Origin of the sequence: Streptomyces sp. GMY02, assembly GCF_019056675.1 — a bacterium.
GTDB lineage: Bacteria > Actinomycetota > Actinomycetes > Streptomycetales > Streptomycetaceae > Streptomyces > Streptomyces odonnellii.
In genome coordinates, this window is sequence record NZ_CP077658.1 from 7323549 (window position 1) to 7346787 (window position 23239).

A 23239-nucleotide genomic window follows, 5' to 3' on the forward strand; every position below is an offset into this window, starting at 1 on the left:
CATGGAGCAGGCATCAACCCCGCCGACCGAAACACTGGACATGACCGGAAAGTCGTCACCATCGTCCGGATCACCCGTACTCACCCGGAACAGCGCCGAATATCCGGACCGGACAGCGGCCGGCCCGCCGCTGGCTTCTCCGTCCCCGCCCACAGGGATCCACACCCAGCCTGCCTAACTGATCGTTTCAGAACGAGCCGGTGAGGCTTGTCAGGCGGCTTCAGTCATCAAGTCGGTTCAGAATCTGAGTGAACTCGCCATTGTCGATCAGGCCCGCAAGCACCTGGACCATGTTGCCGATACCGGCATCACGGACGATGAGACCGTCCGAGCGCCAGAAGTAGCGCCCGCCAAGGGCCTCCCCGCTCGCGGCCCACCGCTTCATCAGGGTCTCCACGTGGGCAACCGTGCAGATGGTTGCGCTCCACCGGGACCCGTCCCCCAGCCGTACCTCGACGTCGATGTCATCCACGGTGTCCAAGTCCTCGCCCATTTCCGGTAGGAATGCGGCCTCGAACCGTTCCGTGTGGACGCGATACCAGGGGCCGTCCCAGCTGCCCGGCTCTGCGCTCTCGTTCATCGGGCGAGTGTGCCGGGCTGAACGGCCCACCTCAAGCGCGTTCGTCTGGCACGCTGCCGCGCGCGGACGGAGCGGTCAGCGAGGCACGTCAGTACGGTCGCCACCGTGCGGTTGGGCCGCACCACGTGAGGCGCAGCAACCACTCGCCAAGCGAACCCGGGCCCACCGACTCGCCGTGCGCGAGGCGTTCGGTGCGGCTCCGCGCTCAGGATTCAGGACGAAAGCATGTCCATCATGACAGGTCAGCGCCGTTTTTCGTAGGACGGAACCCACAGTTCGCGAGGCTTGTCCGGTCCGTTCCCCGCCTCTCAGAATCTCCTCTGTGCGTCATCTGGAGACAGGGGGAATGGTGACGATCGATCATGACGCGGTGCTGCGGGCCCGCGTGCTGCTGCTGGGGTCCGGCCGACCGGGTCGAGCCGAGCTGGTTGACGCGTACCGGGTCCTGGCCGAGGTGAGTCCGAAGGCGTACGTGCCGAAGCTGGTCGACGCCCTGCTCGCGCTGCGCCACGAGAGCCGGGATCCGAAGGTGGACATCGCGCTGGCCGCCGAGGCTTCCCGGGCCGCTCGCAGAATAGAGGTCGGGGCGCCGAACCGGGCGGGGCGTTTGCGCCGGGCCTTGGACGCCTACCAGACTTCCTTGTTCGCCCTCGGGCGCAGGGCGGAAGGACGCGCGATCTGTGAGGAGCTGGCCGAGGCCGGCCGAATCGAGCCCCTGGCCGGCATTCTCGCCGAGGAGGGGCGATTCAGGGAAGCTGCGGAGCTCGACGAAGAGGCCACCCGGAGGGGAATCCCGGAACACTCCTTCTGGACCATGGTGCGGCGGGCGGCGAACCTGGAGGGCGCCGGGCTGCACGACGCCGCATCGACCGTCTTTCGCGAACTCCTTGAGGAAACCCGGCGCGAGGCAGCCGAGCAGCGCACCGCTCTGGCGATACTCACCTGGGAGTTGGTTCACTTCTCCCGGATGCGGGAGGCCGTCGGGGATGGGGCGAGTGCCGCGGCCGCCCGGCGAGAGGCCCTGAGTGTCCTGGAGGAACTCGCGACCACAGGTGAGCCGCAGAAGTGGAGTTGCATCCTCGGGTGGTGGAGGACGCTCTTTGTCCTGTCGGGGCGGGCAGCCGAACCCGCCGCGAGCTCCGAGTCCCCGATGCCGCCGTTCGGCACGGAGCTCGGATGGTCGCGCGACGTGCGGGATGGCTTTCTCGGCATGCTGCCGGGCCTCGAAGCGGAGGCGGCGAAACTGCGCGAGGCCGACCGGCTGCCCGAGCTGGTCGACGTCCAACGCAGGATCGGCATCCGCGCGGCCGTCCGCGAAGGTGACCGCCCCTACCTGTTCGAGGAGCGGTTCACGCCATACTTTGACGAGGGTGTGACGCTCGCCCGCCGCCTGCCCGACAGCCCCGCACGCCTCGCCCGCGCCCTCACTGACCGGTCGATGTTCCTCGTCGCGGCACGGTCCTACGAACCCGCCCATGCCGACTTCGCCGAAGCGGTCGCCCTTCACCACGATCGCTGATCGCGCCGCCCGGTCTCCTCCGCGCGGGCTCCGGAGCGGTACACGCCGGCCGCGGCGAGACCATCAGAGCGACCGCCACGGCGATCAGGCCGATTTCAGTATTCCCCGGTCATCATCCGTGTAGCCAAGATGAAGCCATGAGCCATGAGGGAGGCGGCTTCGCCGGTTCGCGGCAAGAGCTCCCGCAGCCTGTGCACGCCACCGCCGGCGACTTCGCCCTCTCTGCTGAACTGTGCCCCGGCGGGTGCGCGTGCGAGTTCCGAGAACACGGTATGATCATGATGTAGCTCCGGTTCACCGCACGGGGTCATGCGTCTGTGGTCTAAGGAATGACGTCCGCCAGCCGGCGGGAAATGTAGGTGCAAGGCCTGCCGGGCGCTCGATACGAGAAGGGGCTCTTCCTCATTTAGAGGAAGAGCCCCTTCTCGTGCAGCAGTGCCACCTCAGACTGACCGGTTCTGGTTTCCGGTCAGGCCCGGGGCGTCAGGTCCGGGTCAGTGATGGTTTCCGTTGTGGTGGCCGTGGCCCCAGGACAGACTGTCGACGACCCGGGCGCGGTCGTTGCGCAGGGTCGCGGTGTCCCTGCAGTTGTCCCAGACATAGTCGCGGCGGTCCTGGTACACGTGCGTCGGCGAGGTCCGCGCGGTGTGGCCCCCAACATGCGCGTCTACCGTCGCGGAGGTAATTTGGGAACGATTGCCCCGAGCGGAGCAGGCGGCGCCCGAGCCGCATTTTGATTTTGTGCTGGCCATTACCGCCGCAGAAATTCGGAGGCCAGATCATGCCCTTTTCAAATCCGACCAATGGCTTTCGGCTGCACTATCTGCGGTCCGGAGAAGGTCAGCCCGTAGTGCTCGTACACGGCAACCCGGGTGACAACAAAGAATACTCCAAGCTGATACCCCGTCTGACCCCCGCGGCTGAAGTCGTCGTCCCTGACCTACGGGGCTACGGCAAGTCGGATAAGCACTTGGAAAACGTCGGCAATGCCTACTCCCTGACCGGTCAGGTCGAAGGCGTCATCGCCCTGATCGACGAACTCGGCATCACCAACGCGGTCCTGTGCGGATACGACATCGGCAGCTTCACAGTCCAGACGATCGCCCTAAAGCGCCCCGAGTTGGCTGCCTCTCTGGTCATCGCACCACCAGTCCTGGGGGTCGGCAGAAGAATTCTGGAGGAGAAAGCAGTCAACGCCTTCCTCCACGCGATCCTCTACAAGACGACGCTGGTTGAGGATCTCATCGACGGTAAGCCGGACGCGGTCCGCGCCGCACTGAAGGAGAACCTGGAGAACTGGTCGGCCCCCGGCTCCGACGTCGTGGACGTCCTGCTGGACCACCTGGTGGAAAACCACTCTGCCCCGGGTGCCTTCGTGGCTGGCGCCATGTGGTTCCGCTTCCCGGAAGGGAACCCCATCACCTACTACGCCAACGAGACGAAGCCGGATCCCGCGGACCGGTTCTCCAAGCCCATCACGATCCTGTGGCCCGACAAGGACCCGCTCTTCCCACAGGAATGGAGCGACACGCTGTCCGACTTCTACAGCAACTACGACCTTGTACTGGTGAAGAACGCCGGACACTTCAGCCCGCTGGAAGCACCGGACGTCTGGGCCGAGCACATCCTGGAGCACGTGCGCAAGGCCTAGAGCAAGCTGGCTCCTCATCAGTTCGGCGTCGTAGAAAAGCACTTCAAAAGTCGCAGAAACGCACTCCATCATCGAGGCGCTGTGCCCCGCCTCGGGATCGCACAGAAGATGGCGCACAGGCAGGCCTTCAGGTCCGACCGGCGCTGTCGTGGGCAGGTCGACTGTCAGTTTTCTCCTGCAATCGGCATTCGCGCCCGTCCGGCGTTCGGGGCCCTTGGCGTCAGGCCGCCGAGGCGGCCTTATCCCCGGCACTAAAACTCAACGGCAAGCCACACGCAGCAGCACCAGCGGCAGTACAGCAGAGTCAAGCCCGCCCTCAGCTCGACGGATCGAACTCTTCAGGAACTGCCCTCCCCACCAGGAGAATCACCATGCCGGAATTCCACCACAACATGTTCGAGAACGATGGGGTCCGAATCCACTACGTGACTGCGGGCACTTCACCGGCCAGGGGCGGGAAAGACCGGACGATCGTACTGATCCACGGATGGCCCCAGACCTGGTGGGAATGGCGCCACATCATCGAGCCTCTACAATCCGATGGCTGGTTCGTCGTGGCTCCCGATGTCCGGGGCGCCGGCGGGTCGTCGAAGCCCGAGGGCGGCTACGACAAACAGACGATGGCTGGTGACATCAGGGCGCTGCTGCATCACCTCGGCGTGCAGAAGCCGATCACTATCGTCAGTCACGACCTCGGGATGCTGGTGGGCTATGCCTACGCTTCCCTCTGGCCGGACGAGGTTGCTCGTCTCATGGTCTCGGAGGCCCCGATCCCGGGCACCGAGGGCTACGAGAGTGCGGTGGCGACAACCAAGTACAGCGAGAACAGGATCTGGCACTTCCACATGCACGGCGCGGCAGACAATGCCGCCGAGATGCTCATCGCCGGCCACGAGTTCCCCTACCTGCGCTCGTTTTACGTCCGGCTGAGCGCGAACCCCGACGCCATCTCGATCGCGGACGCCGAACGCTACGTCGCTGACTACACACAGCCCGGAGCCATGCGGGCGGGCATCGAACTGTTCCGGGCCTTCGAGACGGACGCGGAGGACAACCGTCGCGTCCTGGCGGAGAAAGGCAAGCTGAAGATGCCCGTGCTCGGACTCGGAGGGACCGCCAGTTTCTTCCTGCCCGTAGCCGAGAAAATGCTCTCGGAGGTTGCCGAGCACGTCACCGTCCGCGCGGTCGAGGATTCGGGCCACTGGATGGCCGAGGAGCAGCCGGAAAGGCTGCTGCAACGCCTGCGTGAATGGTTCCACGAGACCGGCGGCTGACGCTCTTGCGTAGGCCCCGCGTGAAGTCTCTCCACTGCGGTCAAGCCAACACAAACCTCGGGCGTGCTCTGTCCCCTTGTGGGCGGCGACGCCGTCCGGAACAAGCGGGCCGCGTTGGTGGAGCAGTGGCGCGCGGCGAGCCCGATCCGGGCCGCCGCGAAGGGCGGCAGCGGATCCGGGAACTGGCCGAGGGCGGCGCCGTCGCCGCGGTACCCGTACGCTGGCCCGCCGCCATCGCCCCGGAATCGGCGCACGAGTTCCGCCACCGCGAGACCCGCTGGCTCCAGGAACACGGCGTGCGCACACCAGACACCACGCCCGCCTGATCAGTATCGGATGCTGGCGAAGCAGACAGAAAAGACCGGCACGGCTGCTGTCGAGGAGCTGCCGTTAAACCAGTAGCATCCCCATGGATGAGCCTCATAGCTTGTGCGCCCGTGACTGATGCTCCGAAGATGCGCCTGAATCCACACGATCTCGGCCGGGTGTTCAACGAGGTGCCGAAGCTCTACGACCGGGTCCGGCCGGGATACCCCGACGAGCTGTTCGCGGACCTTGTCGCCGTCACCGGCATGGACGAAAGGTCGTCGGTCCTTGAGGTGGGCTGCGGTACCGGTCAGGCGACGCGCTCGCTGGCAGCGCTCGGATGCTCAGTGACCGCCATCGAGCCGGGCCTGGAAATGGCTGCACTCGCTCGCCACCGGATCAGCTCCTTCCGTAACGTCGCAGTCGAGACGTCGACGTTCGAGGAGTGGGACAACCGCGGTCGACGCTTCGATGCTCTCGTGGCCGCGTCGTCGTGGCACTGGATCGAACCGTCGATCGGCTGGCAGCGGGCGCACGACGTGCTCCATCCCGGAGGCTGGATGGCACTGCTCGGCCACGTCGTTGTCCGCCGGCCGGGAGAGCCGGAGGTGTATGCCGAGACCGCCGATCTCCACGAGCGGTTCTGCCCGGGGAATCCCGGCTGGGGTCATCCTCCCCTGGAGGACGACGTGCGCACCACCGACGAGGGCTGGGGCCTGGCCGACGATCCCGGAGGATTGTTCGGCCCGACGATCGTGGGCTGGTACCCGGCCGTTCAGTGGTTCAACGGGGACGGCTTTGCCGATCACCTTCGCTCGTTGTCGCTGTACCGGAGGCTCGACCACGACGTCCGTGAGCCCCTGCTCGACGCAATCGCCGAGCGCATCCGCACGCGGATGGGCGACCGAGCATCACGCCGTTACCTGAGCGTCCTCCGTGTCGGACAGCGCGCCGAGTGAGCCCAGTGGTGAAGGACCTGCCGATTCAGCAGCAAGGGATCCACCACACTTTCATGCCTGCCTGCCGAAAACGCCGTGGGTATCCGGTGAACTGCCGGAGGCCCTCTTCACGGCGACCTGTGTCGCTGACGCCGTGGACCCCAGCGCTGAACGAGGCCCTGATGCAGGGGGCGGCCCTGCCCGCAGGGGGCGGCTCCGATCGCCAGGATTGAGGCGCCCGGTCATCTGGACGCGTCATCGTCAAGGCTGCAGGGCACGTCTCTTCACCTCTTCGCACCGGGGCAACGGCGAACACCTACGTTGTTGACTGTTACCGGTGGCGCCACAGGTCGTGCAGTCTTTGGACGTCGGCATCGAGTGCGTCGCGGAGGTCGCCCGGATCGTCAGGCAGGTCGACACCGAGACGAGCGGCCGCCTTGCGGAACGCGGGAGCAATGCCGGGGTCGTTTACGGGGAGCAGCGTTGACAGGAGCGGCTCGTCCGGCGATGTGTTCCGGTCAACCTGGTAGAGGACTTCAATCTGTTCGTCGGCGGACAGGCGCGGCAGAGCAGACCCGAGCCGCCTGCGCAGCGTCGCCCATGAGGAGGTTGACTGCTCGCGGGCAGCCTTCTTCAGCGCCCCTCGGACCGCGTCAGCGACTTTTGCCAGCTTCGCCGCCTGGACTCGGGCTTCCTCGGCGAGTGCCTTCTGTCGCACGGCTTCAGCGGCCTACTCCTTGGCAATCGCCTTCTGGCGCGCGGCCTCGGCGGCCTGTTCCTTCGCCTGCAGTTCCTCGGCACTCGGCCTGTTCTGTTGTCCCCTGCGGGTTGTTGCCGCTCACCGGGCGGCTGCGCAGCCTCGGAACCATAGGCCTTTGAAGCCGCGTCCCCAGCTCTCCCGCGCGAGACCGACGCGTGAGCCTTGCCGGGACCGCTGGGCCGGAGGGCTCGGCCGGACGCCGACTGACTTCTCCAAACGGAGGAGGGCATCGCAGGCTCATTTCCTGGTCGCGCAGGTGGAGTGCCATGACCAGCATGTCGTCGTCGGGTGTTGGTATCGCAGGGCTATGTGGCCGACTGCGACCGATCCGCCGACGTCGCCGATGATCGCGCAGACGATGGCATCACGCGGCCTGCTCGCGCAACTGCTCCAACCTCGTCGTCATCAGGTACTGGGCCGTGCGCTCCCGAGAGGCGACGGGGCCGCGCCAGTCGGGTTGGCCCGGAACCAGCGGCGGTTCTGCTCGGTCGCGTATGCCCGCCCTGCCTCAGTTACGGCTCCACTCGATCAAATTCGGCCGATATCTCTGGCGTGAAACAGTCGCCGACTGTGTGAATTAGGCCAACGGGCCTCATTTTTAGTGCCGTTGATCCCTTGAGGGATCATGGCACAGATAGCAGATTCCATCCGGTCAACAACCGGGAATCAGCCAACGGATTATTTCGGTCCAGATGTGAAAGAGAAAAATATTGCTTGATATTTGAAGACCAGCGGGTGATCGTGGATATGTCATGTCCACGCAAACCGCTGAGGAGAAATGTGAAGCGAATCACTGGCGCGTCGTTGGCCATGCTGGCCGCGATGGCCTCTGTCGGCCTGTCTGCAGTCCCGGCCGAAGCCGCCAGCTCCCCCTCTCTCGAACCGGTAAGTGTTTCGAAGAGGGGTGCCACGGAAACCATCAAGTTCAACAATGGTTCTGTTTTCAGGTCGAAACCTGCCGCAGTCGACAGGGGCATGCTTGCGGGATCGTTCAACTGGACCGCAGACTTCCAGATCGGCTTCGAGTCCCGTACCTACACCGCAGTGAACTCGGGGACTCACAGAATTTCGACGGGTGCCGTTTTAAACACCAGCGGCCAAAGTCCCGCGGACTGTGCCGGATCCCAGGTGGTACAGATCACGCTCTACCGCGAGGCCTTCCCTAGCGATCAGAGTTACGGCACCAAGAGCGTGTCTTGTTCCGGCGGGTCCGCGAGCTGGACCAGTGTGCCGGCCGACACCTATTACTTCTATGCCCGAGTCACGGGCAACTGGGACAGCGGCGACACGACCAGCCGTCGGCTGAGCGGTACGACTACCTACCCCTGATCGAGCTTTAGGACCCCATGAGTCTGGCACCGCAGCAACTGCGGTGCCAGACCCTGCCCAGTCACCCATGCCGGCGCACGACCGGCCTGGACGTGGCAGCCAATACCATTCGGTCAGTGTCTCGTGGCCGCCACCACCGGCGGGTCAGTAGCGCGCCAACCACCGCCCCGACCGTATTCAGCAGCACGTCATCAACGGATGAAACTCTGCCAACGGACAGGACGTATTGCGCGATTTCAACACTTACCGACAGCAGCCCGGCGAGAGCGGCCACCCGCCCCGTTCTCGCAAATCTTTTGCAGCGCATTGGGATGAGGGCGCCGAATGGCAATAGCAAAGCGGCGTTGCCGCCAAGATTCAGCAGTGTTACGTCCGAAAGAGCGACCTGCGGAGAGCTGAAAGAAACGAATATCTCTCTAAATGGAACCAGGCTAATGGTGCTCTGGATTCCATATCCGCGTGACAAAGTAGCATACAAAAAAGGCAGCACTGACGCAAGGATCAAGCCGTTCAGCAGTATGCTTCTTGCTCCCTCATTCCTTGTTTCACTTGCCCCGCGCCAGCGGTGGAAAACCCAAGCAATTCCAAGGCAAACAGGTATCCCGATGAACGTGGCCACGGCCAGCTCATCCGCATAAGACCTCCAGACCCAACTCACTCCGGTCTCCTCATCGAGCGTCACCACCAAGCTTCTGCACACTACATGCAATTAGGGGTGCCAGGGCTCTTCATTTCAGCCCAGATGGTGGCTGGCAAGTGGCGAAAGCGCTACCCAAGAAGAGGTGCCCCCTGGCTGCGGCAGTGCCACGGCTCGCCCGGTCAGGCCGTGCGCGAACTCCGCAGCAGCCTGACAGACCGGGCGATCCCCGGGCTGCCCGCGCGCCTGTCCACCACCGAGCAGCCCTGAGTGCGGGCCTGGCCGCAGGCCGCGGAACGGGGCTTGGAGCGGGACACCGGCCGCCGACCTGTGGTGGCTGGACAACACGCCGTCGGCCCAGGCTCTGCTCGGCGACCTCGGCATGGAGCGCGACTGCCACCCCGGCGAAGTCGTCAGCAACGCCATCGCCGCATGGGAGGGCCCAGCACTTCCCGCATCCCAGCAGCGCTCCGAAACGAGCGACCAGCTCGCACGACAGGCCCTGGCAGTTCAGGAAGGATCCATGGCCTGCCTCAGAACCTGGGACGGCCGCCTGGGCCACTTCACCGTGACGAGCGTCCTGGGCCCCTCCGAACTGAACGTGCAAGCAACCATCTGGGACCGCCAGTGACCCCGACGCGGCCGCTGGGCACGAAACCGCCTCTGAGGATCGGTCGGTGTCCGGCTCCGCCCCCCCGCTACTCCTCCGGCCCACCTTTTTTGCCGTGCTGCGGCGATCCCCTTTACAGGAGTATCCGCGCGTACCGGTCGACGAGGGGTTCGAGGTAGTCGGCGTGGGGGCCGTCGAGGACCTTGAGGCCGGCCGGTCCGTGGACGAGCGTGATCTGTTCGAGCTCAGGGACCTGGCCGACGGCGGCGGCTGCGGAGACGACTGCGGCGAACCGGTCGGTGAGGACCGTCGCGGGCCGGGGCGGGGCGGTGAAGTGGATACCGTTGTTGCCGTGGTCGCCGCGGGTGACGGCCCACAGTGTCAGGTCGCCGGGATCGGTGTCGAGGCCGAGTTCCTCGCGGAGTTCGCGGGCTGCGTTGTGGCGCAGTGACGCGGCGTCCAGGGGCCGGCCGGCGTCGGGGGGCTCGACCGATCCGCCGGGCAGGTGCCAGCGGCCGGGGTGGGCGGTGGCAGTCGACATCCGGGCGACCAGCAGGGCACCGTCGTCGGTGGGCTGGAGGACGTCGACGAACAGGGACGGCAGGGTGGTGGCGCCGGGCACCCGGCGCAGAGCGAAGGCGCGGTACGACGTCCTGCACCAGCCGAGGAGGAGTTCGTGCGGGTGCAGCTGGGTGAGGCTGGTGCAGGCGACGACGCGTCCGTCGAAGAGGGCGGGGTTGGTGCTGGTCAGGTCGTCCCAGACGCGGTCGCGTGCCGCTCGGTGTTCGGCGGACAGGTGCGGCGGTGGCTCTTCGACGAGGCGGAGCTCGGTGGCTTCGATGACGTCAACGGGTGGGTCTGTTGAGGGTTGAGTCACCGCCGCAGGCTGTCACACAAGACACCCTGTTCACACAGGGTTGCCAGGATGCACCACCAAAGAGCTCGCTGCCCTTGTCAGCGCCTCTCCGGCCAGCGCCAGCGAACACGCCACAGTCCTGCGCGAAGCCGGGCTCATCCGCACACACGAAATCGCAACACCACACTGCACAGCCCCACCGGACTCAGCATCGCTCTCCTGAATGCCCCGCACCGCCCACACAGGCGTTGATGACGCCGAAAGCAGGCTGGCCGACACGAACCACACACCGTGCACAGCACCGGGCCCGGGCGGAACGCGCCAGCCGGACGCTCCGCATCCCGCGCGACGCGGCTTCCTCATCGATGAGGACGGCAATCGGAAGCGCCCAGCGACCAGGCGAGCGACTCCCTGCGGCCTGACGCTGCTTGATGGCGCAGCGCTCCCAACAGAAGACTCCGGTGCATCAACCGCCTCAAGCAATGGCGCGGCCTGGCCATGCGAGATGGTCCGCTCCCGCGCGGCCTTCTTCAGCGCCCCGCGGACGGCGGCCGCTACGGGCACGAGGCGTGCTGGTGCGCCGCCAGGTACCGCGGACGAGTTCGGTTCCGGCTCCGCGGCCGCGGCGGCTTCTTCGTCGGCCGGCGGCCACTGTGTGGGGTCGGCGAGCTTCTTCACCCACTCGTCCACGTCGTGCCGTTCCGCCACCGACAGAAGGTCGCCAGCAGCCTTCGCGAGGGGCGCCAGCTCCCCGATGAGCTGCTTTTCCTCAGCCGCTGGAAGCCCCTTCACCCGGAGTCTGCCGATGAGGCCCCGCGCCTGGGGCAGCGCCGTCCGCTGCGCTTTTCTCTCCGCCCGCGTTGGTTTCGTGCTCTGACGCACTGGTGGCGAGGGCCGTTGCGGCCGGAGGGCTCGTCGGCGCATCTCCTGAAGGAGTGCATTGGCGGCGTTGAGGATGCTCGATTCCTCCCGGGTGAGGGCCTCGTGGTGCCGGAGGATTTCCCTGATCTGGGGAACCAGGGAGCGGACCTCGAAGTCGTACCCGCGCTGGACCGCCTCGTTGACCCGGTCGAAGAGCACCCGGCGGATGCGGTCCTGCTGGTCGAGCCAGTCGTTCGCGTGGTTGATCGCACCTTGCAGGTGCTCAAGTGCTTGTCCTTCACAGCGGGACACCTGAAGCTCTGCCGTGTCCCGCAGCTGGCGGACCGTGGCGGTCTCCTTCTCCCGTACGGCGGTGTTGATACGCCGGGCCAGAGCGCCGATCTGGACCGGAATCCCCACCGTCTCACTGGAAGGCCGTTGCGACGGCGTCGGCATTTCATCGGCAGGAGAGGAGGGTGCGGAAACAGTGTCCGAGGCGGCGGCCAGGTCAGCGTGCTCGACCCGGAGCCGCGCCACTAGCGCGGCCGCCCGCCCCGGCTCGCCTTCCCCGACCAGGTCCTGGCAGCCGTCCTTCACCTGCGGGTCGCGCTGGCCGCGGAACCCCTCGCGGTGCTGTTTCGACAGCAGTCGGACCGCTACACATCGCACCCTGCTGAAGATCAGGAAGCTGCCCAAGGCGCACAGCATCGTCATCCCGCCCGACGGCCACTCCGCCCTCCGCCCTCACCGCCCTCCAGGCACGGGTCCGAGCCCAGAGTGGCGACTCCAGCAGCATGATCAAGACAACGTGTCAATGACCTGCAAGCCCCAAGGGCTGTCCCGAAACTGCTGGTCACAGTGAACCGGCAGCGCTGGCCAACGGTCAGCCAAGGAGAAGGTCGCCGTCCTTCTCGACGCAGAGCTTCAGGACGACCACCAACTGGTGGGCATCCTCAACATGCCCGCATCCCCACGGACCCATCGGTTGACGCACTCACCACCGCACGCTCCCAACCACCGGCACGGGGGCCGCTCCGAAACACCACAGACCCCGCTGCTACGTTTCGAAGCATGGGGAGATGGTGGGGACACGCAATCGGCAGCATGCTGCTACTGACGACACTGGGATGCGCCGCATCAGCCGGTGTACCAGACCCGGCCGACGGGCAAGTCCCGAGTCAGAGCGCCCTGACCAGCAGCCCCATCCAGACGCCTTCGCCGACAACCACCCCAACAAAGCGCACGTCCGCCACCGCCACCGTCACGGCCGCACCGACCCACTCTGCGACGACCGCGGCTACAACACCAACACCCACAACCCCCGAGATCCACGACTGCGCAGCCCCTGACCTCAGCGCATCGGCCGAATACCCGGGACTGTTCCCGGAGGACTACGAGCAGAAGACCGTCACCAGGGTTCTGCTGCGCAACGCGGGTCACTCGCCCTGCTGGCTCAATGGCTGGCCCGGCCTGATTTTCTACGGTTCCGACGTCGTGGCGGTCTGCGTCCCCGGGGCGTTGCCGGACACCCAGTCGTGCGCGACGCCGGAAACGAGACCGGACGAACGACGGCGTCTCACAACAGTCCGCTCGCAGCTACGCCCGCCTTCGGTCGTCGTGCTCTCCCCTGGCCACAGCACATCTTTTGACTTGTTCTGGCTCAGCTCGTTCGCCCTCGAGTGCGTTAACCCGGTCATCGATTCACCCCTCAGCGCTGAGATCCGAGTCCCCGGCGACGCACGCCCCATCGCCCTCTCGAAGCCCCGTCTGCAGCCGTGTGACGGGCTCATTGAGGTCACCACGTTCGGCACCCGGTTGACCACCCACCAGTAAGTCCGGCCACCAGGCATCAACCGCATCGAACCGGTCCTGGCCACCGAAGTCGCCGAGTCACCTTAAGGCCTGGTCATCGCCGCGGGCACAGGCCTGAGCCCCAGCCTGTGGCGCAAGAAGTACGGATCCTGGACCCAGGACGAGATGACTCCCCTCGAAGCCACCGCCGTCCTTCTCGCGGAGCACATCAACCGCCTCACCGGCGACCCGGACTCCGCCACCCGCCTGATCACCGAAGCCCTGTCCCGGTCGGACGAAGACTGACGTGCCGCCGCATCCGTCGGAAGCGCGCTTGAGGACGCCCGCGCAACCGGGACGTGGTTGCTGACGTCGGTGGTGGGGGTGCGGCAGGTCGGCGTCGCCCCGCTCTCCTAAGCTGCCCGTGGATGACTGATCTCCGACAAAAGAGATGGGGGACCGGCGTGGACGGGGGAATGCCACGGCCGCACGACGTCAAGGACTCCGCGGAGTTCGTGGCGGTCATGCGCCAGTTACGGCAGTGGGCGGATCTGAGCTACCGAGAGCTGGAACGCCGCGCAGGGGCGGTCGGGGACGTGCTGCCGCGTGCCACACTCTCCGGCGCGCTGAGCAGGAAGGACCTCCCACGGGAGGACTTACTGCCTGCTTTCGTCCGGGCCTGCGGCGGTGATGAGGCCACAGTCGAGGCCTGGGTGAAGGTCCGCAAGCGTCTGGCTGTCGAGGCCGAGCGGCATGCCAATGACTTCGTATCCCCGGCAGACGCACCGTCTGCCGCGCACGGGCCGCGGCAGGGCCCGCGCAGCGGATCGGCGGAAGAAGCCCCGGACGGTGCAGGCCACGACGACGAGGCAGACGGTACAGATACTGCTGGAACTGCCGAAGCGGCAGGCGAAACCCGAAGCGCCGTTGCCGGTGTGCAAGCCCAGGAGACCGTGGTCGCGCCCCCGTCGACCGCTGAGCCGGTGTCTGATGTCGACCCGGGTTTCCTTGCCGGGAATGTGGTGAGGGAAGGCTCCGTCACCACGCCGAAGAGAGCCAACTCCGCTCCAGCGGGGTCGAAGGCAGCCCTGCGCCGTGTCCGGCGGGGAGGCGCGGCCGTCACGGTTGCTGCCGCGATCGTGGTCCTGGCAGCCGCCGCCACAGGGATTCTCCGCCCCAGCCACGACACCGCGGAGCCGCGGGAGAGCAGAACGAGCGGACCGGCGGTCACGGTCTCCCCGGAGAAGACAGCCAGCGGCTCCCCGGCCGGGCGGCCGGATGGGACATCCAGCGGCACTGTCCTCAAGCCCGCCAAGGACGAAGACGAACCCGTACCCGGCCCGACACGGGATGCCGTGCAACCGACCCAGGACAGGAAGACAACGCGCCCGAAAGAACCGCAGCCAACACCGAGCTCCCGGACACCGCAACCGCCCCCGTACGAGCCGCCCCCGTACGAACCACCCGCGTCGACTCACACACCGCCCCAGGATGATGGCGGCGGTGGCGATCCCTTCCCGGAGGAGACCTGCTGGGACGTCACCAACGGCTGCGGCTGAGCTTGTTCTGTGGTCTCGGACCGCCTGACCGCTTGTCCACGTCGTACCTGCGCAGGCAACTACGCTGCTTCTCGCAGGAGCGGTCAGGTATGCCGAGACCGCCCCCTGCCATCCCGGAGTGGCAGGGGGCAGACGCGTACAGGATCAGCGGTTCCGTGCCTGTTTCTGAACCTGCGGATGTGTGGGCTCGCTCCGACTACCAGAGCCAGAGCCGGGTCCGTGGTTCTTCTGGCCGTTGGTCGGCCCGCGTCTCCGCTCCCGGCGCATGGCTCGCCCCGCAGCGGCCTTCGAGTGTCCGGCAGAGCTGGAGAAGGGATGGGCGCTCGGAGGCCAGCGGAGTGTCAGGGGGTGGACCAGAGTGCGAACGTGGGCGGTACTTGCTTTTTCTGGACGTAGGTCTTCACTTCGCGGGTCTTCTTGTCGGCGGTGATGGTGAGCGATGCCTTCCAGGTGTTGGTGCTCCAGCAGGGCCAGCCGACTTTAGGGGTGCAGCTTTGTGACTTGAAGGTCGCTTCGTACCGGGCGTAGTTGTTCCACTGGTTGGTCCCGGTCTCAGTGATGCTCAGTGTCGGCTCGTCGAGAACGGTCAAGGCCAGATTGCTGGCTGTTGCGTTCAGTTCGACGCTGGTCTGTGTCTTCCAGCTGCTGGGCTTCTTCGTGGGGCAGACCAGTGCGTCGATGCTCCATTCCCCGTAGCGGGGGGTGAGCTGGCTGCCGGGATACAGGGTGACGTTGACGTTCTGGCAGGCTGCAGCCCGCTGGGCGGGCGCCGCCGATCCCTGTGCCATGGTTGCGGTGACCAGGGCCCCCGCGATGAGACCGCAGGTGGCAGTGATGGTGGCGATGCGCTTCAGTTTCACTGGATTTCCTTTACACAGCTCGACAGCGGACGGGGTGGGGTCAGGCGGGGTCACGGTGTGCGGTAGACCGTCATGGCGCTGGGGACGGTGCTGTTGATGGCGCCGCCGTAGACGAGCCGTACCTGGCCGTCCTTCTTGTCGGCGGTGAAGGCGAAGCCCACCTCGATCTTGTAGGTCCCCCTACAGGGCCACTCGGCATAGGGAAGGCAGTCCCGCACGACGAAGCTGCCTGAGTAACTGGCGTTGCGGGTCTGCTTGTTCTCGCCTGATGCCGCAACCTTCAGGTCGGCCGACTCAAGCAGGCGGCCGACCGCGGAACCGGTCTTGTTGGTGATGGCGATGGCCTGGGTGTCCCACTCGGAGGCGTCTTCGTCAGGGCAGACGGTGACCTGGAAGTCCACCTCGCCGTAGCGCCAGGACGGAGGCATCTTGTCGCCCGGGTAGACCTTGACGTGCCGAAGCCTGCACTCCGCTGACTCCTCGTTGGCCTGGGCTGTGCTCAGGGCGGCGACGACGCCGGCCATCAGACCCACGACCGCGGTGACCACCACGAGGCGGGCCCTGTGAACGCGTGCAAGACGCATTGCTGACTCCTGATCGAATGAAAGAGGGAAAGGGGGCCGGTCCGGTAGCCCGGGACAGCCGGGCAGGACAGCACCGGCGGGTACGGGAATCCGGCTGCGCTGAGGCAGCACCAGGAGGAAATCGCTCCCGGCTGCGACCGGCCCAAGACCAGAGTCGGGGTGGCCCGCCGCATGAGCAATGACCTACGGAGTCCGAGACAGTCCGAAGGTGTCCGTGCAGGTCAGATTGCCTCTGAGTGCCTGCGGACGTGAGCGGTATGCCGTCCTGGACAGACTCGGACTGTCCGGGACAGCAAAGGCTCTTGCCGGGCACTTACCGGCTGCAAAAGGCTTCCGGCAGGGCGCCGCGTCGGGGCCCGGAGGAGGCCACGATGCTCAGAAAAGAAAGCCCCGCCCCGCGGGCCAGAAAGCCGCGCACTGTGCCCCGCGGACGGCATGCCCGGCCCACACGGACCAGGGCCCTCGTGCGCCTAGTGTCGAAGCTGACGGCGGCCGCAGTCACCGTGTTCGTAACCGGGATCGCCTCCGTCCTACTGGGCGCAGTCATCGGCGTGCACAGCTCCCCGGCCACATCGGCCCCACCCCCAACCACAGTCGTGGAAGAGCCCTCCCCGCCCGCATCTCACTCCTCGTCGGCGAAGCCGCCGAGGTCCACCGACCCGGGCCCGGCGAGAACCGCGACCGCAAGCGCCAAGAAGCTCACGCTGCGCCCCGGTGACACGCTCTACGCCCTGGCTGAAGCTCACGGCACGAGCGTCAAGGTCCTCCAGGAGTTGAACGATCTGGGCACCTCGACACTCATCTACGCCGGCGACACGTTGCGCGTCCCCGCCGACCCGTACCCCACGCAGCCGCAAATGGGCCCTGCCGGGGCAGATCGGCCGGAGACCGACCCGCCGAAGAACGACCCGCCCAAGCCGGATCCGCCGAAGAAGGAGACGCCCAAGGAGGCGCCGAAGTCAGGAGCCAAGGCAGTTGTCGCGTTTGCGCGGGACCAGCTCGGAAAGCCCTACGTCTGGGGTGGCACCGGCCCGCGCGGCTACGACTGCTCGGGTCTGGTGATGCGTGCCTGGGAGAAGGCCGACGTGGAACTCCCGCGTACCACCTGGGACCAGGCGAAGGCCGGCAAGACAACCACCCGAGGCAAACTCGTCCCCGGCGACCTGATCATCAGCAACAACGGTGGACACGTTCAGCTCTACATCGGGGACGGCCAGGTCATCCACGCACCCGGCCACGGCCGTCAAGTCACCACCGCGCCGCTCCCCGACCGGTCAGATGTCGTCAGCTACCGCCACATCACTCCGTGACCGAAACCGAAACCGCCTCGATTCCCGGGCTGGCGGCTCAACGCGAGGAGAGACGCGGCACCCCCGGGAAAGCCCGACACAACATGCCAACTGCCGCGTGATCAGGACTTCCGGCTGAGTGTGGGGTTGCCGACGACGACACTGCCCACGCTGCAATAGTCACTGGAGTCGGCGTCTTCATCTTCATCGAATGCGATGCGCAGGCCGCCGGTGATGTCACGGGTGATGCGTGCGGGTTTGCTGATGCTGACCGTGCCCTTTCGGGGTCGCTGCGGGTCAGGAGCACGGGGTCGGGCTGGGCGGGCACGGCTTCCTCCGGTCGTCGGGCGGGGCAGGGTTCAGGCGAAGGACAGCAGGTAGGAGGGCTCGCGGGCGCAGCGTGCGCAGACGCGGCCGGAGAAGCCGTTGGAGTCGGTGGCTTCGTGGCCGCGGCCGGGGCCTTCGCAGTTGTCGCAGGTCTTCCGGGGCTGTGGCAGGGGTAGGGCGGCGGGGGTGGTGCAGTCGGGCCAGTGCTCGACTTCGGCGTCCCGTCCGGACCCGATCAGGTGACCGTCGCTCGGGGCGATGTCCGCGCCGCAGGCGTGGAGGCATACGGCTGCGGCCTCCTCACACTGGCCCGTCCCTGAAAATTGACCCCGTGGCTGCGTAGGTCAAAAGCAGGATCGGTTGTCGACGCATTCTGAGAACGATCAGAGGCCGAGAGCCCTGAGGATGTTGGTGAGAAGTAGGAACAGGAGGAGTCCGCGTCTCGTGGTCTGGGCTTCGCGATCTCGGACCGCCGGGATTCTTTCATGAGGGATGATCCCCTCATGGACAGAGTTGTTGATCTTGATGATGCGGCTGTCATTCTGGCTGAGCGGGCCGTGAGCTGGACGTCGGCTGGCCTTGAAGTGAGCCGGTCGACCTGGAGGGATGCGGAGGCGTCGTGGCCTCAGCCACTGGAGACCGACAGGGCTCGCGTTCATGATCCCGACTCGGTTGGCGTGGTCATATCCGGTCCGGCTGAGGCCGTGCTGTCGGTTGTGCTGTTCCGTGGTGGCTGGGCCGATGTGGACTTCGTCGCTGACCTCGATGACGCTGGTTGCCTCCCCGCCTCGGACATCACCTCGGCATCGGACTTCGGAACCCGAATGGATCAGTGGGTGATTCGTGTCTTCGGGAGCCTTGGCCGTGTTCAGTAACAGCTGACCCGCCTCAGGTCACTTGACCGCTTGTTGTTCGACGCGGGCACGGGTGGTGGCGAGGCGGTAGGAGTCTGTGCCGGTCTCGATGATGTTGCCGCCGAAGGTGAGGCGGTCGACGATGGCCGCGCATAGGCGAGGGTCGGTGAACGTCTTTGTCCAGCCAGAGAAGGATTCGTTCGAGGCGATCGCCACGCTGTTCTTTTCCTCCCGCTCGGTCAGAACCTGGAAGAGGAGTTCGGCGCCGCGACGGTCGAGTTCCATGCAGCCGAGCTCGTCGATGCACAAAAGATCGACGCGGCCGTAGCGGGCGATGGTCTTGGTCAGTTGCTTCTCGTCGGCAGCCTCAACGAGCTCGTTGACCAGCTTCGTCGCCAAGACGTACTTGACCCGGTAGCCGGCCATCGCGGCCTCGGTGCCCAGGGCAATCAGCAGGTGGGACTTGCCGGTGCCCGAGTCGCCGATCAGGCAGAGGGGCAGGCCCTTCTTGATCCATTCACACTTGGCGAGAGTATGGATCATGGCCGCGTCGATGTTCGGGTTGGCATCGAAGTCGAACTTGCGGAGCGCCTTGTCGCGGGGGAACCCCGCGGCCTTGATGCGCCGTTCGGAACGTCGGCGGGCCCGGTCATCGCACTCGGCGAGGAGAAGTTCGGCGAGGAAGCCGAGGTAGGACATCTGCTCGCGCTCCGCCGTCTCGGCGAGTTCGGGGAACTGGGACCGGATGGTGGGCAGCCGTAGCATCCTGCATGCCTGGTCGACGGCGGTGGTGGCGGCCTGCTCGGTGAGTCCTCGCTGGCGGGGAAGGGACACGGCGTTCTCCTCAAGGGGTGGGGCGGTCGGGTCGGCGGAACGGAGGGCAGCGGGCGGTTGTCGGGCGGCAGCTGGGCCCGGACGGCAGCGGGCAGCGGAGCGATACCGGGCTGGCTCCCGGGAGCGACCGGCTGCGGCGGTTCCTCAGGCTCGGCGTCAGCTGCCTTGCGGGCTTCCAGAGCGACGGCGTCCGCGGTCAACGCGCCGGTCTTCAGCGCTGCGGCGAGGCCGGTGATCAGGTGTTCGTGGGGCAGGTGGCGGCTGAGGAGGAGGACCTCGATCAGGGCCCGGGTGCCCCCCCGTTCGCCGTGGGCCTTCACAGCGGCTTGCCACCAGGCGCGTGGATGGGGGTGAACCGGCCGGCGGCGCGGGCCTGGTCGAGGGCGGTGGCGCCGGGCAGGGCACCCGGTTTCCGGATCAGGGCCTTCAGGTAGTGGTCGAGTTCGAGGCGGGTAGCACCGCGGGCGATGAGCCGTTCGTGCCGGGCGACTTCTTCGCGGCCGTCGTACACCACCAGCTCGGAGGCGTGGAGCATGACACGGACGGTTCGCCCGATCAGACGGACCGGCACGGAGTATCGGTTCATCCGGACACAGATCTGGCTGTAACGGTCGACCCGCGGTGTGGAGAGGCGGCCTGTCTCGAACGGTTCCTCCGGCAGGGGCACCAGCAACGGCTGCTCGGCCGCGAAGTACTCGCCGATGGTGCGGGGACGGGACCGGATGCGCCGGGGTCGTCCTCGTGGTCCCACCGGTCGATCATCGCGTTGAGTTCGGCGAGAGTGTCGACTTCGGGGACGGGGACCAGGTGGTTGCGGCGGAACCAGCCGATTTGGCCCTCGACTCCGCACTTTTCGTGGGCGCCGCGGATGCCGGGCTGGCAGTAGAAGGCTTCCAGGCCGATCTTCCGTGGGTTCGCGAATTCTGAAGGGTGGTCGCGACGAACCCACGGTGTCAGGAGAGCAATTTGTCGGAACGAAGACGGTGGTTCAGAGCTTGCAGGTTGCGGCGAGACCCGAAGAGGTCAGTCGAGAGCCGTAGAAGCCTGCCGTCGGGAGAGGGACAGCCTGCGTCGCTCTCGGTCGATCTCTGTGACGACGACCGTGATCTCGTCGCCGACTTGAACGACCGCCTCTGGAGCCTCGACAGGCGTCCAGGTGAGCTCTTGAAGATGGACCAGTCCCTCGATGTCGTTGGTGACCCGCACAAACACTCCGAACGGGACCAGCTTGGTAACTCGTCCCTGCAGCGCCTGCCCCACCGTCGTGGTCTCGGCGAAGGTCTGGAATGGGTCGGGCTGCGTCGCTCGCAGGGACAGCCTGGCCTCTCCGTTCGTTGTATCGAACTGGAGGAACTCGCACCTAACGCGCTGGCCCACTTGAACGACGTCCGAAGCTGTCTCGAAGTGTCGCCAGGACAGCTCGGGGATCGTGATGAACCCGACGCCGGGGAAGACCGGATGGTCTGGGCCGTCGTCCAGCGCCACAAACACTCCGAACCGTTCGATCGCCCCGATCTGGCCCGACAGTACTTCTCCGGCGCGGAGGGTCTTCAGGAATGCCCAGAGCTCGGGGTTCTCCGTGGCGGCCGTGGACATCCAGGCTCGACCTTGCTCAAGGTCGATGGCAGTCACCTCGGCGGTGATCCGGTCGCCGACCTCCACCGCCGCTGCCGAGAACCGGACCCAGGACAGATCCAGCGACCCCACGAACCCCAGCGGACGTACGGCGAAACCGTCCAGGATCACCGACACACCTCGTGGAGTTACCGCTGCCACGATCCCGCTGCAGACATCACCGACCTGGATCGCAGCCAGAAACTTCCGGGAAAGCTCATCGTCCGACACCCCGCCCATGCCGCCCAGCCTCTCACGGGAAACCGTCCGTCAGGTCATGGGAGGGATTCGTGCTCGGCGGCCGAGACGGCGACGGCGGTCGTGTAGCGGAGGCTAGTTCTGGCACCGAGCGAGAACACGTGCGCGAGGTGGAGTGGATCTGCTCCGCTGGCAAGAGCCTCCTCCAGGATGCGGTCCTGCCGTAGTCGGTCGACGCCCACGGGTAGGTCCTTGACCAACCTGTCCATCCAGAATGTGCCCACTGCCGTTGTCGTCGTGGCTGTGTTCCGGCTGACCAGCAGGTGTGGATTGGTGCTGTTCGGCCAGTGATGGTGGCGATTGGCGAGATATTCGCCGATCGCCTCGGCGGTGTAGTCGTCCAGCGGACGGTTCAGGCCCTCGGGATCGAGCCGGCGGCCGGGTAGGTCCACCTGCTCCAGCAGCATCGCGCGGATCTGGCGGGCGGGCAGTGCATGGACACCGGACAAGGCCACGACCACGCGAAGGGCCGGATCCTGCAGTGCGGCAGCAGCGACGGATTCCACCTCGTCCGCAGTTAGGGACGCGGGGATCTTGATCGCCAGCTTACCGCCCTTGACGCCCCGCATCGGGTTGGCGAAGATCAGCCGCTCAGCCTTGAGGGTGCCGAACAGCGACCGTAAGGCGCTGGCGTCGTAGGCACGATGGGGCCGGTCGGCGAGCCAGCTGGTGATGTCGTCCTGTGTGACCTGCCGCAGGGTTGTGTACCTACCGGCGTGCTCGGTCAGGAACGGCAGGATACTCCTCAGGTTGGTGATGACCGTGGCTCGGGCACGTGGCCTGCGACGCGGGGGCCCGTGTCTCAGGATGTCGATCCAGACGCCCAGCTCAGAGCGGACATCGGAGGCAAGGAAGGACAGGTGTTCCTCGCGCCAGGCGTCGAGCGAGTCGGGCCGGTCGTCGAGGAAGATGTTGAGTTCATCGAACACCGCCAGGACGTGGTTGGCCGGCACTGCCGTGTAAGTGAGCTGGGTGATGGTTGAGGCCCGCATCCGCTCACCTGGCCGGTGGACCGCGCAGAGAATGCGGATGCCGCGTCGCACTGAGCCGAGAGTGCGGGGCGGCCAGCCATGCAGCTCCGCGATCCGGGCGGCCCGGGCACTCAAGGATGCGAACAGTTGAGGGTCGAGCGGTGGGGCCTTGCTGCTGACTCCGCGGAGCTCGCGTGGCATCTCGAACAGCAACAGCTCTGTCCAGCGTGGCGGAACATGGTGCGACCGCGGTGACCACGGTTCCGACGGAACGGGCTGAGGCCGGGGGCCACCGCGCGGTCGCAGGGTGCCGATGATGAAGAACTGCTGTCCCGTGCGGGCCGCTACCGTCAGGTCGACACGGGTCTTGTTGTCCGGGCCGGCGATCAGGCTGGCCTGGCGGCGGCAGAGGCGGCAAATCCCGTCCAACGCGGCGACCTCGCGTGTGCAGACGTCGCAGTGGCGGCTGGTGGCTTTCGAGGTGAAGCCCCAGCATGCTTTGCAGCGAGGGCGGTCGATCCAGCCCCATCCAAAGCAGTCCCGGCAGCTGCGGGTGGCCCAGGGGCGTGATCGCCGGACGGGCGTGCTCATAGCGGCGGCCCCGAGCGCCCCGGCCGGCGCTGGTGCGTGATCGGGCTGCCGCCGACGACCTGCTTCTCCGCCCCCAGTGTCGTGGTCTCCTGCCGGACGCTGGCCTTCTCCGGGACGAGTAGGTCGGCGGTCGTGCAGTCCAGCACCTCGCAGATGATGTCGAGGTCGGCCAGGCGGACGGTCAGCGGCCGTCCGGACCACAGGTGGGACATCTTGCCGGCAGAGATCACCAATCCGGCGTCCGCGAGCATCCGTTGGAGCTCGGACGCCTTCCAGATGTCGCGCTGGGCGGCGACCATCCGCAGGTTCCACTTCATCGGCGTGTCCCTCCGAATCGGGTTGCGGCACGTTGCCCCGCGCGGATCCAGGCATCTTCGACGTGGGAC

At 66.5% G+C, this 23239-nt stretch carries 22 protein-coding genes and 2 pseudogenes; 11 read left to right on the forward strand and 13 right to left on the reverse strand.

The annotated features are described in order from the left end of the window. Positions 1-220 precede the first annotated feature (220 nt). Complete coding sequence (locus tag KQY30_RS31225) at positions 221-580, reverse strand: hypothetical protein (protein ID WP_217309906.1); 360 nt, start codon at positions 578-580, stop codon at positions 221-223. A gap of 346 nt (positions 581-926) precedes the next feature. On the opposite strand from KQY30_RS31225, the gene KQY30_RS31230 reads away from it, so the two are divergent. Next, positions 927-2099 carry a hypothetical protein gene (locus KQY30_RS31230; RefSeq protein WP_217309907.1) on the forward strand — a complete coding sequence of 391 codons (1173 nt, stop codon included), beginning with the start codon at positions 927-929 and terminating at the stop codon, positions 2097-2099. Between the two features lie 494 nt (positions 2100-2593). On the opposite strand, the gene KQY30_RS37230 is transcribed toward KQY30_RS31230, so the two are convergent. Further along, complete coding sequence (locus tag KQY30_RS37230) at positions 2594-2722, reverse strand: hypothetical protein (RefSeq protein ID WP_302185345.1); 129 nt, start codon at positions 2720-2722, stop codon at positions 2594-2596. Between the two features lie 158 nt (positions 2723-2880). Here KQY30_RS37230 and KQY30_RS31240 point away from each other — a divergent pair, with 158 nt between their 5' ends. The 4 genes from KQY30_RS31240 to KQY30_RS31255 all read left to right on the forward strand — a co-directional run bounded on the left by KQY30_RS31240 (position 2881) and on the right by KQY30_RS31255 (position 6289). Then, the gene (locus KQY30_RS31240; protein WP_217309908.1) at positions 2881-3750 is read left to right on the forward strand and encodes an alpha/beta fold hydrolase; all 870 of its coding nucleotides are present in this window, start codon (positions 2881-2883) and stop codon (positions 3748-3750) included. Positions 3751-4121: 371 nt separating this feature from the next. Then, entirely contained in the window at positions 4122-5024 is a 903-nt protein-coding gene (locus KQY30_RS31245; RefSeq protein ID WP_217309909.1) for an alpha/beta fold hydrolase, read from the forward strand. 125 nt (positions 5025-5149) lie between these two features. Beyond that, positions 5150-5350: a hypothetical protein gene (locus tag KQY30_RS31250; protein WP_217309910.1), complete on the forward strand. Its 201-nt coding sequence runs from the start codon at positions 5150-5152 to the stop codon at positions 5348-5350. 111 nt (positions 5351-5461) lie between these two features. Then, complete coding sequence (locus KQY30_RS31255; RefSeq protein ID WP_254407393.1) at positions 5462-6289, forward strand: bifunctional 2-polyprenyl-6-hydroxyphenol methylase/3-demethylubiquinol 3-O-methyltransferase UbiG; 828 nt, start codon at positions 5462-5464, stop codon at positions 6287-6289. A 310-nt stretch (positions 6290-6599) separates the two neighbouring features. On the opposite strand, the gene KQY30_RS31260 is transcribed toward KQY30_RS31255, so the two are convergent. Beyond that, complete coding sequence (locus tag KQY30_RS31260; RefSeq protein ID WP_217309911.1) at positions 6600-6986, reverse strand: hypothetical protein; 387 nt, start codon at positions 6984-6986, stop codon at positions 6600-6602. A gap of 665 nt (positions 6987-7651) precedes the next feature. Further along, positions 7652-8005: a hypothetical protein gene (locus tag KQY30_RS31265; RefSeq protein WP_217309912.1), complete on the reverse strand. Its 354-nt coding sequence runs from the start codon at positions 8003-8005 to the stop codon at positions 7652-7654. 151 nt (positions 8006-8156) lie between these two features. Between KQY30_RS31265 and KQY30_RS31270 the strand changes: the two genes are divergently transcribed. Continuing rightward, positions 8157-8357 (forward strand): hypothetical protein, encoded by a 201-nt coding sequence (locus KQY30_RS31270; protein ID WP_217309913.1) that lies wholly within the window; start codon positions 8157-8159, stop codon positions 8355-8357. A 61-nt stretch (positions 8358-8418) separates the two neighbouring features. On the opposite strand, the gene KQY30_RS31275 is transcribed toward KQY30_RS31270, so the two are convergent. Together KQY30_RS31275 and KQY30_RS31280 are read right to left on the reverse strand one after the other, a co-directional pair. Continuing rightward, positions 8419-9039 (reverse strand): VanZ family protein, encoded by a 621-nt coding sequence (locus tag KQY30_RS31275; RefSeq protein ID WP_217309914.1) that lies wholly within the window; start codon positions 9037-9039, stop codon positions 8419-8421. A 698-nt stretch (positions 9040-9737) separates the two neighbouring features. Further along, complete coding sequence (locus tag KQY30_RS31280; protein ID WP_217309915.1) at positions 9738-10481, reverse strand: NUDIX domain-containing protein; 744 nt, start codon at positions 10479-10481, stop codon at positions 9738-9740. A gap of 1380 nt (positions 10482-11861) precedes the next feature. Here KQY30_RS31280 and KQY30_RS31285 point away from each other — a divergent pair. The 3 genes and pseudogenes from KQY30_RS31285 to KQY30_RS37510 form a co-directional block, all read left to right on the forward strand. Next, a pseudogene (locus tag KQY30_RS31285) lies at positions 11862-12139 on the forward strand (ISAzo13 family transposase); the annotation flags it as partial. A 1081-nt stretch (positions 12140-13220) separates the two neighbouring features. Then, positions 13221-13418 (forward strand): annotated as a pseudogene (locus tag KQY30_RS31295) (hypothetical protein); the annotation flags it as partial. Between the two features lie 170 nt (positions 13419-13588). Next, positions 13589-14671, forward strand: a complete 1083-nt coding sequence (locus KQY30_RS37510; protein ID WP_367997451.1) for a helix-turn-helix domain-containing protein — start codon at positions 13589-13591, stop codon at positions 14669-14671. A 341-nt stretch (positions 14672-15012) separates the two neighbouring features. Here KQY30_RS37510 and KQY30_RS31300 read toward each other — a convergent pair whose 3' ends face one another. Together KQY30_RS31300 and KQY30_RS31305 are read right to left on the reverse strand one after the other, a co-directional pair. Next, positions 15013-15531, reverse strand: a complete 519-nt coding sequence (locus KQY30_RS31300; protein WP_217309917.1) for a hypothetical protein — start codon at positions 15529-15531, stop codon at positions 15013-15015. 50 nt (positions 15532-15581) lie between these two features. Then, entirely contained in the window at positions 15582-16115 is a 534-nt protein-coding gene (locus tag KQY30_RS31305; RefSeq protein ID WP_217309918.1) for a hypothetical protein, read from the reverse strand. 596 nt (positions 16116-16711) lie between these two features. On the opposite strand from KQY30_RS31305, the gene KQY30_RS31310 reads away from it, so the two are divergent. Next, positions 16712-17425: a C40 family peptidase gene (locus KQY30_RS31310; RefSeq protein ID WP_217309919.1), complete on the forward strand. Its 714-nt coding sequence runs from the start codon at positions 16712-16714 to the stop codon at positions 17423-17425. A 791-nt stretch (positions 17426-18216) separates the two neighbouring features. Beyond that, on the forward strand, positions 18217-18606 hold the full coding sequence (locus KQY30_RS31315; RefSeq protein WP_254407394.1) for a hypothetical protein: 390 nt from the start codon (positions 18217-18219) through the stop codon (positions 18604-18606). Positions 18607-18624: 18 nt separating this feature from the next. Here KQY30_RS31315 and istB read toward each other — a convergent pair whose 3' ends face one another. From istB to KQY30_RS31340, 5 genes are all read right to left on the reverse strand, one after another. Then, positions 18625-19419, reverse strand: a complete 795-nt coding sequence (gene istB / locus KQY30_RS31320) for an IS21-like element helper ATPase IstB (RefSeq protein WP_217309920.1) — start codon at positions 19417-19419, stop codon at positions 18625-18627. A gap of 316 nt (positions 19420-19735) precedes the next feature. After that, positions 19736-20170, reverse strand: coding sequence for a DUF5395 domain-containing protein (locus KQY30_RS36795; protein ID WP_254407395.1), 435 nt, complete (start codon positions 20168-20170; stop codon positions 19736-19738). A 272-nt stretch (positions 20171-20442) separates the two neighbouring features. Further along, on the reverse strand, positions 20443-21273 hold the full coding sequence (locus KQY30_RS31330) for a S1 RNA-binding domain-containing protein (RefSeq protein ID WP_217309921.1): 831 nt from the start codon (positions 21271-21273) through the stop codon (positions 20443-20445). Between the two features lie 35 nt (positions 21274-21308). Continuing rightward, the gene (locus tag KQY30_RS31335; protein WP_217309922.1) at positions 21309-22853 is read right to left on the reverse strand and encodes a hypothetical protein; all 1545 of its coding nucleotides are present in this window, start codon (positions 22851-22853) and stop codon (positions 21309-21311) included. Beyond that, positions 22850-23170 carry a helix-turn-helix transcriptional regulator gene (locus tag KQY30_RS31340; protein ID WP_217309923.1) on the reverse strand — a complete coding sequence of 107 codons (321 nt, stop codon included), beginning with the start codon at positions 23168-23170 and terminating at the stop codon, positions 22850-22852. The genes KQY30_RS31335 and KQY30_RS31340 overlap by 4 nt, the downstream gene beginning before the upstream one ends. Positions 23171-23239 lie beyond the last annotated feature (69 nt).

Excerpts from the sequence above, each read along its gene's own strand:
- KQY30_RS31265 (WP_217309912.1), bottom strand. The coding sequence starts at position 8,005 with ATGCCCCTGTCGACTGCGGCAGGTTTCGACCTGAAAACAGAACCATTG.
- KQY30_RS31230 (WP_217309907.1), top strand. The coding sequence starts at position 927 with ATGGTGACGATCGATCATGACGCGGTGCTGCGGGCCCGCGTGCTGCTG.
- KQY30_RS31225 (WP_217309906.1), bottom strand. The coding sequence starts at position 580 with ATGAACGAGAGCGCAGAGCCGGGCAGCTGGGACGGCCCCTGGTATCGC.
- KQY30_RS31240 (WP_217309908.1), top strand. The coding sequence starts at position 2,881 with ATGCCCTTTTCAAATCCGACCAATGGCTTTCGGCTGCACTATCTGCGG.
- KQY30_RS31315 (WP_254407394.1), top strand. The coding sequence starts at position 18,217 with ATGAGGGATGATCCCCTCATGGACAGAGTTGTTGATCTTGATGATGCG.
- KQY30_RS31305 (WP_217309918.1), bottom strand. The coding sequence starts at position 16,115 with ATGCGTCTTGCACGCGTTCACAGGGCCCGCCTCGTGGTGGTCACCGCG.
- KQY30_RS31340 (WP_217309923.1), bottom strand. The coding sequence starts at position 23,170 with ATGAAGTGGAACCTGCGGATGGTCGCCGCCCAGCGCGACATCTGGAAG.
- KQY30_RS31245 (WP_217309909.1), top strand. The coding sequence starts at position 4,122 with ATGCCGGAATTCCACCACAACATGTTCGAGAACGATGGGGTCCGAATC.
- KQY30_RS37510 (WP_367997451.1), top strand. The coding sequence starts at position 13,589 with ATGCCACGGCCGCACGACGTCAAGGACTCCGCGGAGTTCGTGGCGGTC.
- KQY30_RS31330 (WP_217309921.1), bottom strand. The coding sequence starts at position 21,273 with ATGGGCGGGGTGTCGGACGATGAGCTTTCCCGGAAGTTTCTGGCTGCG.
- KQY30_RS31335 (WP_217309922.1), bottom strand. The coding sequence starts at position 22,853 with ATGAGCACGCCCGTCCGGCGATCACGCCCCTGGGCCACCCGCAGCTGC.